Source organism: Enterobacter sp. V87_3, assembly GCF_029967835.1.
GTDB classification, from domain to species: domain Bacteria; phylum Pseudomonadota; class Gammaproteobacteria; order Enterobacterales; family Enterobacteriaceae; genus Enterobacter; species Enterobacter cancerogenus.
In genome coordinates, this window is sequence record NZ_JASCAM010000014.1 from 25,694 (window position 1) to 37,861 (window position 12,168).

Genomic DNA, 12,168 nt, shown 5'->3' on the forward strand with positions numbered 1-12,168 from the left:
GCCTTTCAATGCGATCGCCAGCATGTGACCCGACTCCCATGCAGCCCGCAGGCGCTCTGTCCATACTTATCTTCATTGCCACTGAAGGAGGGAGACAGTATGCACTGGCAGACTCACACCGTTTTCAATCAACCTTCCCCGCTCTCTAACAGCAATCTTTTCCTCTCGGACTGCGCCCTGCGCGACGCGGTGGCGCGCGAAGGTGCCGAATGGGACATGGATCTTCTCGCCAGCATTGGGCAGCAGCTGGGCACGGCGGAATCGCTGGAGCTGGGCAGGCTGGCCAACGTGAACCCGCCCGAACTGCTGCGTTATGATGCGATGGGCGAGCGGCTTGACGACGTCCGTTTCCACCCCGCGTGGCACCTGCTGATGCAGGGGCTGTGCGCCAACCGGGTGCATAACCTGGCGTGGGAAGAGGAGGCGCGTAAAGGCTCTTTCGTCGCCCGGGCTGCGCGCTTTGTGCTGCATGCGCAGGTGGAAGCGGGCACGCTTTGCCCCATCACCATGACCTTTGCCGCCATGCCGCTGCTGCTGCAGGCGCTGCCCAAGCCCTTCGAAAGCTGGCGAAACCCGCTGCTCGGTGACCGCTACGATCCGCATCTGGCCCCCGGTGGGCAGAAACGAGGGCTGCTTATTGGTATGGGGATGACGGAAAAACAGGGCGGCTCCGACGTGCTGAGCAATACCACGAAGGCGGAAAAATGCAGTGACGGCAGCTACCGTCTGGTGGGTCACAAATGGTTTTTCTCCGTCCCACAAAGCGATGCTCATCTGGTGCTGGCGCAGGCGAAGGGCGGTTTATCCTGCTTTTTTGTTCCGCGTTTCTTGCCTGACGGACAGCGCAACGCCGTGCGCCTGGAGCGCCTGAAGGACAAGCTGGGTAACCGCTCTAACGCCAGCAGCGAGGCCGAGTTTCTGGATGCCTCCGGCTGGCTGCTGGGCGAGGAGGGGGAAGGGGTTCGGCAAATCCTCAAAATGGGCGGGCTCACGCGCTTCGACTGCGCGCTCGGCAGCCACGGGCTTATGCGCAGGGCGCTTTCGGTGGCGCTGTATCATGCCCATCAGCGGCAGACGTTTGGAAAAAACCTGATCGACCAGCCTCTGATGCGCGAGGTGCTTAGCCGGATGGCGCTGGTGCTGGAGGGGCAAACCGCGCTGCTGTTTCGTCTTGCCCGCGCATGGGATAAGCGCGCCGATCCGCAGGAGATGGCCTGGGCGCGGCTTTTCACTCCGGCCGCGAAATTCAGCGTATGCAAGGCAGGCATTCCCTTTGTGGCGGAAGCGATGGAAGTGCTGGGGGGGACAGGCTACTGCGAAGATAACGAACTGCCACGCCTGTACCGGGAAATGCCGGTGAACAGCATCTGGGAAGGCTCCGGGAACATTATGTGCCTGGACGTGCTGCGGGTCCTGACGAAGCAGCCGGGAATGCTCGACCTGCTCAGCGACGACTTCGCCCAGGTAAAAGGGCAGGATCGCCACTTCGATCGCAGCTGGCGGCAGCTACAGCAGAAGCTGCGTAAGCCTCAGGAGGCGCAGGGCAGGGAGATTGCCCGCCAGCTCAGTTTGCTGGGCGCGGGAAGCCAGATGCTGCGGCACGCCTCGCCGCCGATGGCGCAGGCGTGGTGTCGCATGATGCTGGATACCCGTGGCGGAACGCTGATGAGCGAACAGGTGCAAAATGACCTGCTGCTGCGCGCCACGGGCAGGGTGGGTTAATCTTTCAGCTGGAACAGGCTTACCAGCCGGGTGAGGTGCGACCCTTGCTCGCGCAGCGCGTGTGCGGTTTGCTCGCTGCGTGAAACGCGATCGGCGTTGATGTGCGACGCTTCGCCAATGTGGGTCATGGCCAGGTTAACCTGGCCAATCCCGGCGGACTGTTCGCGGGAGGCTTGGTTAATTTCAGTCACCAGCTGGCTGATGTTATCGATGTGAACGATGATGGCATCCATCGCCAGGCGAGTCTGCTCGGAAAGCGCGTGCCCCTCGCCCACTTTTTTCAGCGTGTCGCCAATCAGCTGCTCAATCTCTTTCACCGCGTTGGCGCTGCGTGCTGCCAGGGCGCGGACCTCCTGCGCGACCACCGCGAAACCTTTGCCATGCTCGCCCGCCCTCGCCGCTTCGACTGCCGCATTGAGGGCCAGGATGTTGGTCTGGAAAGCGATTGACTCGATCACACGCGTGATATCTTCAATGCGTTTCGACGCATCACGAATATCATCCATAGTGGCGACGGCGTGGGTGACCGTTTCACCGCCCTGATACACCGCGCGTGACGTCTCTGCGACGAGCTGCTGCGTTTGCTCCATGTTGGCCGCATTTTGCTGCACCGTCGCGGCCAGCTGCTCCATGCTGGCGGAGGTCTCTTCTACGCTGCTGGCCTGCTTGTTGATCTGCTCTGAAATTTCGCCGCTATCGTTGGCCAGCGCGTTGGTTCCGGTCCGAATGTCGCCTGCAGCCTCACGGACCTGAATAACGATCTTTTGCAGGCCATCCCCGATACCGTTGATCGCCGCGATCAGCTGCCCGACCTCATCCTGGCGCGTCACCGGCAGGTTTGCCCGCAGATCGCCTGCTGCGTACAGGCGGGCAAGGTGGATCACATTACGTAACGGGCGCGTAAGCATGCGACGGATAATCATGACGAACAGCCCTGCAAACAGCACCGATAACGCCACGCCCGCCAGCAAGAAGCGATCGCGCAGGTGATTCACGTTTGAGAGCAGTACTGCTTTATCCACCTCGCCCACGATGGTCCAGTTCCAGCCCGGAAGCGGGGTGTAGGCCATTTTGAGCGTGCGGCCATCATCACTGATCCGCTCCAGCGTACCGGCGGTATCGCTCAGCAACTGCTGTTGCGTGGCGCTATCCCATTTGGGCAATTGTCCCTCTTCGCTGTTGTGGAACAGGTAGTGCCCGCGGGTCTTCCCGGTGCTGCGATCGAGAACGAAAAAGTGTCCACTTTCACCGAGGCGACGGTTAAGGATTTTCTCGCGCATGACGTTCCAGGAGTGGGTGATATCCACCCCGACAAAAATAATGCCGATCACCTGGCCGTCACTGCTTTTGACGGGCTGATACTGGGTGATATAACGCTTGCCGAAAAGCAGCGCCAGCCCACGGTACACTTCCCCTTTGGTGACGGCGGCAAACGCCGGGCTGGTGGTATCCAGCACGGTACCCATTGCGCGTTCGCCATTCTCTTTGCGCAGGGACGTGGCGACACGGATAAAGTCATTACCGCTGCGGACAAACAGCGTCGAAATCGCACCGGTTCGATTGAGGAAGTCGTCGGAAAGGGCATTGTTATCATGCAGCCCGGTCTCGCCGCCTTTCAGCAGGGGAACGGTTAAACCATTGATCGTCCTGCTCTCGGCGGAATCGACATGTAACGGTTGCGGAAGAAAGGTGGTGAAAAGCCGGGTATAACTTTCGACCTCTTCGCTCAGGCTGGTGTTGAACATCTCGACCATATCCACCATGCCGGTGGACTGATTATGCAGATCCTCAACGGCCAGTGATTCCAGCTGCTGGCTGGCCTTATGGCTGAGAAGAAAAGTGAACAGCAGAAACAGAATGGCGACGCTCACGCCGGTCAGCAGCGATAGCTTAGTGCCCAGGCCTGCACGGCGGAAAAAACTGATCATAAATTGCTCATTATTAAAAAGGTATGGCTTTTCAACGGCAGAGCAGGGCTAACATTTACTCTATAAATGTAACTGGATGTTATTTATTTGTTTTATTAACGGCTTATAAGGTGATGAAAGATTTGCAAAAATGAAAAGCCACTAAAAGTAAGTGGCTTTTACTGGGAGGGATTATGCATAGAGAATGGCCTGTACTCGCCAGTGATCGACATGATGGTCTTCCTGCATCTGGATAATGCGATACCACGACGCACCCTGCTCATCGGCTTTTAATGCAACGACACGTTCAACGTCTTGTGGACTTCCCGAAATATTATTTACGGAGATATGACCAATCTCATTCAGACCCGTTACGCAATCTGCGCTGGCGAATTCCGCCGACTGCGCGGTCGTGCTTACAAGGCCCGCTGAGAGCAACAGAGAGGTTAAAGCAAGAGTTCGTTTCATTGTCAGCTCCATTTCACATGTCTCCGGTATCCGCCGGGCAATCCTTCGCGAATAAACTCACTTCCATTGTTGCTGGCATGGAGTTTATTGTGGACAGGAAAATGTCTATGGACGCAAAGCAGTGTAAATGTCGTTCAAATGATCGCCGTTATTTACGGTATAAAATGGCCTGCGAGTACCACTGTCCCGTAATAATGGTTTCGTCGACCATAATGATGACGTAATAATCTGCTTTGGCGGCGACGGCTTGTGCTCTGATTGCCTCCTCCGCGTCGTCCGGGGAACCGCGCACCATCGCAGAGACGGTGCCCATTCGTTGTAATCCTTCCGTCTGATTACGACGAATTTCCTGCGGGCGATCGGTGACCGGCGGAGCGGGTTGTGGTGTGCCCTGCAGCGCGCTACAGCCGCCAAGCAGAGAGACCAGCAATAAAGCAGCAAACCTGCGCATAACCATATCTCGTTTCCTGATAGCCATAGTGTAGTTGTCTGTAAATTTAGTTTTGGGGGAATGTTCCCGAAGTGTTAGCTGGGGCGTAATTTTCGAATGAAAATATCGTGAAACCGTAACCCAGTTCTCAACATTATGAATCATCCGGTAGCCCAGAAGTGACAATGATTGAACTTGAAACACGACGCCTCGGCGATAATGAAATATTACACGCTTTTCCCGCCGGAAAAGGTGAACACCCGCTGCCCACCGTGGTTTTTTACCATGGGTTTACCTCATCGAAGCTGGTATACAGCTATTTTGCCGTGGCGCTGGCGCAGGCGGGTTTTCGCGTCGTGATGCCGGATGCCCCCGACCACGGCGCGCGATTCACAGGTAACGAGGCGGCCCGGCTTGGTCAGTTCTGGCACATCCTGCACGGCAATCTCACGGAATTCGCCGGGCTGCGTGATGCGCTTCGTCAGTCAGGGCTGGTGGCGGATGACCGCCTGGCGGTCGCGGGAGCCTCCATGGGCGGGATGACGGCGTTGGGCATTATGGCCCACCATCCGGAGGTGAGGGCCGTGGCCTGCCTGATGGGATCGGGTTACTTTACCACGCTGGCGAAAACGCTTTTCCCGCCGCAGGCACCCAAGGAAATTGAAGGGTTGCTGGCGGAATGGGACGTCAGCCATGCGCTGGCGCAGCTGGCCGATCGTCCGCTGCTGTTATGGCATGGCGATGCGGACGACGTCGTGCCGCCCGGCGAAACGTTCCGTCTGCAGCAGGCGTTACAGCGTGAAGGGCTGGACAGCAATCTCACCTGTTTGTGGGAAGCCGGTGTGCGGCACCGCATTACGCCGACGGCGCTGGACGCGACCGTGGCATTTTTCCGCCAGCATCTTTAAACGCGCAGCACCGTTACGCCCTGGTCTTCCAGCTTCTGGAGGATCTCAGGGTTAGCGCTTTTTCCGGTGATCACCATGTCAATCTGCTCAGCCCGGCTGAACAGCATACCTGCGCGCTCGCCCACTTTGCTGCTGTCGACCAGAACAACGAGCTTACCGACCACGTTAAGCATGTTCTGTTCTGCCATGGCGGTCAGCATATCGGTTTTATACAAGCCGTCGGTGGTTAGCCCTTTACCGCTGGTAAACATCCAGTGCCCGGCGTAGAGGCTGTTTTCACTGTCCTGCGGGCTCAGCGTGATCGACTGGCTCTTATTATACTGGCCGCCCATGATCACCACGCTTTCGTGCTCCTGATCGATAAGGTAGTTGGCCAGCGGCAGATAGTTGGTGATGATCTGCACCGGCTTACCGCACATTTCCCTGCCCAGCAGAAACGCCGTTGAACCGCAGTTAATCACCACGCTTTCGCCCGGGTTAACCAGCTGCGACGCCGCTCTGGCGATACGCACTTTCTCATCATGATTCAACGCCTGATGAATATTCATCGGCGTCCAGCGCGGGCGCTGTTGGCTGATGGCTTCTGCACCGTTACGGACTTTCTTGAGCTTGCCGCTCTCATCCAGCTTGTTGATATCTCGCCGTGCCGTTGCGGGGGAAATCCCTAAACGTTCAATCACTTTTTCGACGGTGATAAACCCCGTTTGCGCCAGGAGTTCCAGTAATATTTGATGTCGTTGCGCTTCCGTCATGAGCTATTCCGATAAGTATTGATTTGAAAAGATGATATTTGAAATAGCATGAAATTACTAAGATAAATGGAAAATCGCCAGGCTTTGGGCCTGGCGACGGGGCGCATCAATCAAAGGAATGATTTGAACGGCAGGTCTGGTTCAATGGTGAAGCAATCATCGAATCCGCGCGGATAGTGATATTCAAGATTGTCTTTATCCAGCGGCCAGGTGAACTTGCCGCCAACCTGCCAGATGAACGGCTTAAAGCCGTACTTCAGACGATCTTTTTTCATCTCCCACAGCACGCGGATCTCCTGCGGATCGGCCTGGAAGTTTGACCAGATATCGTGGTGGAACGGGATCACCACTTTGGTATTCAGCGCTTCCGCCATGCGCAGCATATCGGCGCTGGTCATTTTATCGGTAATGCCGCGCGGGTTTTCGCCGTAGGAGCCGAGCGCAACGTCAATCTGATGCTCGTTACCGTGCTTCGCGTAGTAGTTGGAGTAGTGTGAATCGCCGCTGTGGTACAGCGAACCGCCCGGTGTTTTGAACAGGTAGTTCACCGCACGTTCGTCCATGCCGTCCGGCAGCACGCCTTCGGCTTTCTGGTCGGCAGGCAGCGTGATAAGCGCCGTGCGGTCAAAGGCATCCAGCGCGTGGATCTCCGTATCTTTGATTTTCACCACGTCGCCCGGTTTCATGACGATGCAGCGCTCTTTTGGCACGCCCCAGCCGATCCATAAATCGACGCAGGTCTGTGGCCCGATGAAAGGAACATCATCGGCACAGTTTTGCATCACTGCGGCAGCGACGTTGACGTCGATGTGATCGTTATGATCGTGGGTGGAGAGCACGGCGTCGATCTGGCGAATGGCGAAAGGATCAAGCACAAACGGCGTGGTGCGCAGGTTCGGCTGAAGTTTTTCGACGCCTGCCATGCGCTGCATCTGATGGCCCTTTTTCATCAGCGGGTTGCCGTGGCTCTGTTTGCCCGTCCCACACCAGAAATCGACGCAAATGTTGGCGCCGCCTTCAGATTTCAGCCAAATCCCCGTGCAGCCGAGCCACCACATTGCAAAGGTGCCAGGCGCAACCTGTTCCTGCTCAATCTCTTCATTCAGCCAGCAACCCCATTCCGGGAAGGTGCTCAGAATCCATGATTCACGGGTGATGGTGTTCACTTTACTCATCGTTCGACTCCTGCGTTCAATCAAAAGTAATCATATTGTGATTTGATATGATTAATGCTGGCACTCTTTGATTCGGTTTGCAATGGCTAAATTGCAGCTATTTTTCCGGTGAATTCCACTGCACATCCGTTTTTGAGTTGTTAAAGCATCAAGTATTTATGGTTAATTCAATGAAATATAAGAATAAAATTATTCTTGAGAATTGGAAGTGAAAATCATTACTGCTGATGTGGAAATAAATTGCGTGATGCGTCACAAATAATCAAATGCAATCTTGTGGTGATTATTTGTGATTAATAGAGTGATGGCACCAACCACCCGGGGTTTGCCCCTCGTGTTACCCTTTTCTGGAGAGAGTTATGGAGATCCTCTACAACGTCTTTACCGTGTTCTTTAATCAGGTAATGACCAACGCCCCGCTGCTGCTGGGTATCGTGACGTGCCTGGGCTACATCCTTCTGCGTAAAAGCGTTAGCGTCATCATCAAAGGCACCATCAAAACCATTATCGGTTTCATGCTGCTGCAGGCAGGGTCGGGCATTTTGACCGGCACCTTTAAACCGGTGGTGGCCAAAATGTCGGAAGTGTACGGCATTAACGGTGCGATCTCAGATACTTACGCTTCCATGATGGCCACCATTGATCGTATGGGTGATGCCTACAGTTGGGTGGGCTATGCGGTTCTGCTCGCGCTGGCGCTGAACATCATTTATGTGCTGCTACGCCGGATAACGGGCATTCGCACCATCATGCTGACGGGCCACATCATGTTTCAGCAGGCGGGGCTGATTGCGGTTTCCCTCTATATTTTCGGCTACCCAATGTGGACCACCATCATCTTCACGGCGGTGATGGTGTCACTCTACTGGGGCATCACCTCCAACATGATGTACAAGCCGACCCAGGAAGTGACCGACGGCTGCGGCTTCTCCATCGGCCACCAGCAGCAGTTTGCCTCATGGATCGCCTATAAAGTTGCGCCGTACCTGGGCAAAAAAGAGGAGAGCGTCGAAGACCTCAAGCTGCCCGGCTGGCTTAATATTTTCCACGACAACATCGTCTCGACGGCGATTGTAATGACGATCTTCTTCGGTGCCATTCTGCTCTCCTTTGGCATTGACGTGGTGCAGGCGATGGCGGGCAAAACCCACTGGACGGTCTATATCCTGCAGACCGGTTTCTCCTTCGCCGTCGCCATTTTCATCATCACCCAGGGCGTGCGCATGTTCGTCGCTGAACTGTCAGAGGCCTTTAACGGTATCTCTCAGCGGCTGATCCCTGGCGCAGTGCTGGCAATTGACTGTGCAGCTATCTATAGCTTCGCGCCAAACGCCGTGGTCTGGGGCTTTATGTGGGGCACCATCGGTCAGTTGATTGCGGTGGGTATCCTGGTGGGTTGCGGCTCGTCCATTCTGATCATTCCTGGCTTTATCCCGATGTTCTTCTCCAACGCCACGATCGGCGTCTTTGCGAACCACTTCGGCGGCTGGCGCGCGGCGCTCAAGATCTGTCTGGTGATGGGCATGGTTGAGATCTTCGGCTGCGTGTGGGCGGTCAAGCTCACCGGCATGAGCGCCTGGATGGGTATGGCCGACTGGTCAATTCTGGCGCCGCCAATGATGCAGGGCTTCGCCTCCGTTGGGCTGGTCTTTATGGCCGTCATCATCCTGATTGCACTGGTTTATATGTTCTTCGCTGGCCGTACGCTGCGAGCTGAAGAAGATGCGGAAAAACAAACAGCAGAAGTTTCTGCTCACTAAGGAGTTTCGATTATGACCGTACGTATCCTGGCTGTGTGTGGCAATGGGCAAGGTAGCTCCATGATCATGAAGATGAAAGTGGATCAGTTTTTAACCCAGTCAAACATTGACCACACGGTGAACAGCTGCGCGGTGGGTGAATACAAAAGTGAACTGAACGGCGCGGACATCATCATCGCCTCTACCCATATCGCCGGTGAAATCACCGTGACGGGCAACAAGCATGTGGTGGGCGTGCGCAACATGCTCTCGCCGGCTGATTTCGGTCCAAAGCTGCTGGACGTAATCAAAGAACACTTCCCTCAAGACGTGAAGTAAGGACGCCACATGAAACTACGTGATTCGCTGGCAGAGAATAATTCCATTCTTTTACAGGCCGAGGCCAGCACATGGCAAGAGGCGGTGAAGCTTGGTGTGGATCTGTTGGTTAACGCCGACGTTGTCGAACCGCGGTACTACCAGGCGATCCTCGACGGGGTTGAGCAGCATGGTCCCTATTTCGTCATTGCGCCAGGGCTGGCGATGCCGCATGGACGTCCGGAAGAGGGCGTCAAAAAAACCGGTTTTGCGCTGGTAACACTGAAAACGCCGCTGGCGTTCAACCATGAAGATAACGACCCGGTCGACATCCTGATCACCATGGCGGCTGTCGATGCCAACACCCATCAGGAGGTCGGCATCATGCAGATCGTCAACCTGTTTGATGACGAAGCGAATTTTGACCGTTTACGTGCCTGCCGTACCGCGCAGGACGTCCTGGATTTAATTGATCACGCCACTGCGGCGGCCGTTTAAGAGGAATTTATCATGGCATTACCGATGTTGCAGGTTGCGCTGGACAACCAGACGCTCTCTCACGCTTATGAAACGACCCGCCTGATTGCGGAAGAAGTGGACATTATCGAAGTGGGCACCATTTTGTGCGTGGGCGAAGGTGTCCGCGCCGTTCGTGACCTGAAAGCGCTTTATCCGCACAAAATCGTGCTGGCCGATGCCAAAATTGCCGATGCGGGCAAAATTCTCTCCCGTATGTGTTTTGAAGCCAACGCGGACTGGGTCACCGTGATCTGCTGTGCGGATATCAACACCGCCAAAGGGGCGCTGGACGTGGCGAAAGAGTTTAATGGCGACGTGCAGATTGAGCTAACCGGCTTCTGGACCTGGGAACAGGCGCAGGAGTGGCGCGATGCCGGTATTCAACAGGTGGTGTATCACCGCAGCCGCGATGCGCAGGCTGCGGGCGTTGCCTGGGGCGAGGCCGACATCAGCGCGATTAAACGACTGGCGGACATGGGCTTTAAAGTCACCGTGACCGGTGGCCTGGCGCTGGAAGATCTGCCGCTGTTCAAGGGCATTCCGATTCACGTCTTTATTGCGGGCCGTAGCATCCGTGATGCGGCGTCTCCGGTAGAAGCCGCGCGCCAGTTCAAACGTTCAATCGCTCAGCTTTGGGGCTAAGGAGCGGATATGTTGTCTAAACAGGTCCCGCTTGGCATTTATGAAAAGGCACTCCCTGCGGGGGAGTGCTGGCTGGAGCGGCTGCAGCTGGCAAAACAGCTGGGATTTGATTTTGTCGAAATGTCTGTGGACGAGACGGACGCGCGTCTGGCACGCCTCGACTGGAGCCGCGAGCAGCGCCTGGCGCTGGTGAACGCGGTTGCGGAAACCGGCGTACGCGTGCCGTCCATGTGCCTTAGCGCCCACCGCCGTTTTCCGCTTGGCAGCGAAGATGATGCGGTACGCGCTGAAGGTCTGGCGATTATGCGGAAAGCCATTCGTTTCGCGCAGGATGTCGGTATCCGCGTGATCCAGCTGGCGGGTTACGATGTTTACTATCAGGAAGCCAACGACGAAACGCGCCGACGCTTTCGGGACGGCCTGAAAGAGAGCGTTGAGATGGCAAGCCGCGCGCAGGTGACGCTGGCTATGGAGATCATGGACTACCCGCTCATGAACTCCATCAGCAAAGCGCTTGGTTACGCCCATTATCTGAACAATCCATGGTTCCAGCTCTACCCGGACATCGGCAATTTATCGGCGTGGGATAACGACGTACAGATGGAGCTGCAGGCGGGCATCGGGCATATCGTGGCGGTGCATGTTAAAGACACCCGCCCTGGTGTGTTCAAAAACGTGCCGTTCGGCACCGGGGTGGTGGATTTCGAGCGCTGCTTCGAAACGCTCAAACAGACCGGCTATTGCGGACCCTACCTGATTGAGATGTGGAGCGAAACGTCGGAAGACCCGGCGGCTGAAGTGGCGAAAGCGCGCGACTGGGTGCGCGAGCGCATGGCCCGGGCAGGGTTGCTGGAGGCTGAACATGCAGAGGCTTAAGCAGCAGGTGTTTGAAGCCAATATGGATCTCCCGCGCTATGGCCTGGTGACGTTCACCTGGGGTAACGTCAGCGCCATCGATCGCGAGCGGGGGCTGATAGTGATTAAGCCCAGCGGCGTAGCGTATGAGGTCATGAAGGCTGACGACATGGTGGTGGTGGATCTCGACGGAAACGTCGTCGACGGCAGCTGGCGTCCCTCGTCGGATACGGCCACGCACCTGGCGCTGTACCGGCGTTATCCCTCCCTGGGCGGTGTGGTGCATACCCACTCCACGCACGCCACCGCATGGGCACAGGCGGGGCTGGCGATCCCGGCGCTGGGCACGACGCATGCCGACTACTTTTTTGGCGACATTCCGTGCACGCGTGCATTAACGCAGGCCGAAGTGGAAGGCGAGTACGAGCTCAATACCGGGAAGGTGATTATCGACACGTTGGGCGAGTGTGAGCCCCTGCATACGCCGGGGATTGTGGTCTATCAGCACGGCCCGTTCGCATGGGGTAAAGACGCCCACGACGCAGTGCATAACGCGGTGGTGATGGAAGAGGTCGCAAAGATGGCGTGGATTGCCCGCGGCATTAACCCGCAGCTGCGCGACATCGATGATTACCTGATGAATAAGCATTTCATGCGCAAGCACGGCCCGAATGCCTATTACGGGCAGAAGTAAATAAGTGCTCTGGAATACCAAAACAGTTGTAACCGGCGG

13 protein-coding genes are annotated in these 12,168 nt (G+C 56.3%); 8 read left to right on the top strand and 5 right to left on the bottom strand.

Going from position 1 to position 12,168, the window contains the following annotated elements; translation table 11 throughout:
• Positions 1-99 precede the first annotated feature (99 nt).
• Positions 100-1,722, top strand: coding sequence for an isovaleryl-CoA dehydrogenase (locus QLG21_RS06240; protein WP_137849732.1), 1,623 nt, complete (start codon positions 100-102; stop codon positions 1,720-1,722).
• Here QLG21_RS06240 and QLG21_RS06245 read toward each other — a convergent pair.
• From QLG21_RS06245 to bsmA, 3 genes are all read right to left on the bottom strand, one after another.
• Positions 1,719-3,650 carry a methyl-accepting chemotaxis protein gene (locus QLG21_RS06245; RefSeq protein WP_282484077.1) on the bottom strand — a complete coding sequence of 644 codons (1,932 nt, stop codon included), beginning with the start codon at positions 3,648-3,650 and terminating at the stop codon, positions 1,719-1,721. The genes QLG21_RS06240 and QLG21_RS06245 overlap by 4 nt on opposite strands.
• Positions 3,651-3,821: 171 nt before the next feature.
• A complete protein-coding gene (gene yjfN, locus QLG21_RS06250; RefSeq protein ID WP_167519818.1) occupies positions 3,822-4,097 on the bottom strand; it encodes a DUF1471 family protease activator YjfN in 276 nt (91 codons plus the stop codon).
• 148 nt (positions 4,098-4,245) lie between these two features.
• The gene (gene bsmA, locus QLG21_RS06255; RefSeq protein WP_006178984.1) at positions 4,246-4,575 is read right to left on the bottom strand and encodes a biofilm peroxide resistance protein BsmA; all 330 of its coding nucleotides are present in this window, start codon (positions 4,573-4,575) and stop codon (positions 4,246-4,248) included.
• A gap of 137 nt (positions 4,576-4,712) precedes the next feature.
• Here bsmA and yjfP point away from each other — a divergent pair, with 137 nt between their 5' ends.
• The gene (gene yjfP, locus QLG21_RS06260; RefSeq protein WP_137849730.1) at positions 4,713-5,435 is read left to right on the top strand and encodes an esterase; all 723 of its coding nucleotides are present in this window, start codon (positions 4,713-4,715) and stop codon (positions 5,433-5,435) included.
• Here yjfP and ulaR read toward each other — a convergent pair.
• Together ulaR and ulaG are read right to left on the bottom strand one after the other, a co-directional pair.
• On the bottom strand, positions 5,432-6,187 hold the full coding sequence (gene ulaR / locus QLG21_RS06265) for an HTH-type transcriptional regulator UlaR (protein ID WP_006178986.1): 756 nt from the start codon (positions 6,185-6,187) through the stop codon (positions 5,432-5,434). The genes yjfP and ulaR overlap by 4 nt on opposite strands.
• 110 nt (positions 6,188-6,297) lie before the next feature.
• Positions 6,298-7,362, bottom strand: coding sequence for an L-ascorbate 6-phosphate lactonase (gene ulaG / locus QLG21_RS06270; protein WP_137849729.1), 1,065 nt, complete (start codon positions 7,360-7,362; stop codon positions 6,298-6,300).
• Between the two features lie 359 nt (positions 7,363-7,721).
• Between ulaG and ulaA the strand changes: the two genes are divergently transcribed.
• From ulaA to QLG21_RS06300, 6 genes are read left to right on the top strand one after another with little or no spacing between them, the layout of a single operon-like run.
• Positions 7,722-9,122 (top strand): PTS ascorbate transporter subunit IIC, encoded by a 1,401-nt coding sequence (gene ulaA / locus QLG21_RS06275; protein WP_088208712.1) that lies wholly within the window; start codon positions 7,722-7,724, stop codon positions 9,120-9,122.
• A 12-nt stretch (positions 9,123-9,134) separates the two neighbouring features.
• A complete protein-coding gene (gene ulaB / locus QLG21_RS06280) occupies positions 9,135-9,440 on the top strand; it encodes a PTS ascorbate transporter subunit IIB (protein WP_006178989.1) in 306 nt (101 codons plus the stop codon).
• A gap of 9 nt (positions 9,441-9,449) precedes the next feature.
• Positions 9,450-9,917 carry a PTS ascorbate transporter subunit IIA gene (gene ulaC, locus QLG21_RS06285; protein WP_006178990.1) on the top strand — a complete coding sequence of 156 codons (468 nt, stop codon included), beginning with the start codon at positions 9,450-9,452 and terminating at the stop codon, positions 9,915-9,917.
• 12 nt (positions 9,918-9,929) lie between these two features.
• A complete protein-coding gene (ulaD, locus tag QLG21_RS06290) occupies positions 9,930-10,580 on the top strand; it encodes a 3-keto-L-gulonate-6-phosphate decarboxylase UlaD (protein ID WP_042322516.1) in 651 nt (216 codons plus the stop codon).
• A 9-nt stretch (positions 10,581-10,589) separates the two neighbouring features.
• Positions 10,590-11,456, top strand: coding sequence for an L-ribulose-5-phosphate 3-epimerase (locus QLG21_RS06295; protein WP_006178992.1), 867 nt, complete (start codon positions 10,590-10,592; stop codon positions 11,454-11,456).
• Complete coding sequence (locus QLG21_RS06300; protein ID WP_006178993.1) at positions 11,443-12,129, top strand: L-ribulose-5-phosphate 4-epimerase; 687 nt, start codon at positions 11,443-11,445, stop codon at positions 12,127-12,129. The genes QLG21_RS06295 and QLG21_RS06300 overlap by 14 nt, the downstream gene beginning before the upstream one ends.
• Positions 12,130-12,168 lie beyond the last annotated feature (39 nt).

What these genes read in the sequence shown, in the direction of transcription:
- QLG21_RS06295 (WP_006178992.1), top strand. Translation starts at nt 10,590, where the DNA reads ATGTTGTCTAAACAGGTCCCGCTTGGCATTTATGAAAAGGCACTCCCT.
- yjfP (WP_137849730.1), top strand. Translation starts at nt 4,713, where the DNA reads ATGATTGAACTTGAAACACGACGCCTCGGCGATAATGAAATATTACAC.
- ulaG (WP_137849729.1), bottom strand. Translation starts at nt 7,362, where the DNA reads ATGAGTAAAGTGAACACCATCACCCGTGAATCATGGATTCTGAGCACC.
- QLG21_RS06300 (WP_006178993.1), top strand. Translation starts at nt 11,443, where the DNA reads ATGCAGAGGCTTAAGCAGCAGGTGTTTGAAGCCAATATGGATCTCCCG.
- ulaC (WP_006178990.1), top strand. Translation starts at nt 9,450, where the DNA reads ATGAAACTACGTGATTCGCTGGCAGAGAATAATTCCATTCTTTTACAG.
- QLG21_RS06240 (WP_137849732.1), top strand. Translation starts at nt 100, where the DNA reads ATGCACTGGCAGACTCACACCGTTTTCAATCAACCTTCCCCGCTCTCT.
- ulaR (WP_006178986.1), bottom strand. Translation starts at nt 6,187, where the DNA reads ATGACGGAAGCGCAACGACATCAAATATTACTGGAACTCCTGGCGCAA.
- ulaA (WP_088208712.1), top strand. Translation starts at nt 7,722, where the DNA reads ATGGAGATCCTCTACAACGTCTTTACCGTGTTCTTTAATCAGGTAATG.
- yjfN (WP_167519818.1), bottom strand. Translation starts at nt 4,097, where the DNA reads ATGAAACGAACTCTTGCTTTAACCTCTCTGTTGCTCTCAGCGGGCCTT.
- QLG21_RS06245 (WP_282484077.1), bottom strand. Translation starts at nt 3,650, where the DNA reads ATGATCAGTTTTTTCCGCCGTGCAGGCCTGGGCACTAAGCTATCGCTG.
- ulaB (WP_006178989.1), top strand. Translation starts at nt 9,135, where the DNA reads ATGACCGTACGTATCCTGGCTGTGTGTGGCAATGGGCAAGGTAGCTCC.
- ulaD (WP_042322516.1), top strand. Translation starts at nt 9,930, where the DNA reads ATGGCATTACCGATGTTGCAGGTTGCGCTGGACAACCAGACGCTCTCT.
- bsmA (WP_006178984.1), bottom strand. Translation starts at nt 4,575, where the DNA reads ATGGCTATCAGGAAACGAGATATGGTTATGCGCAGGTTTGCTGCTTTA.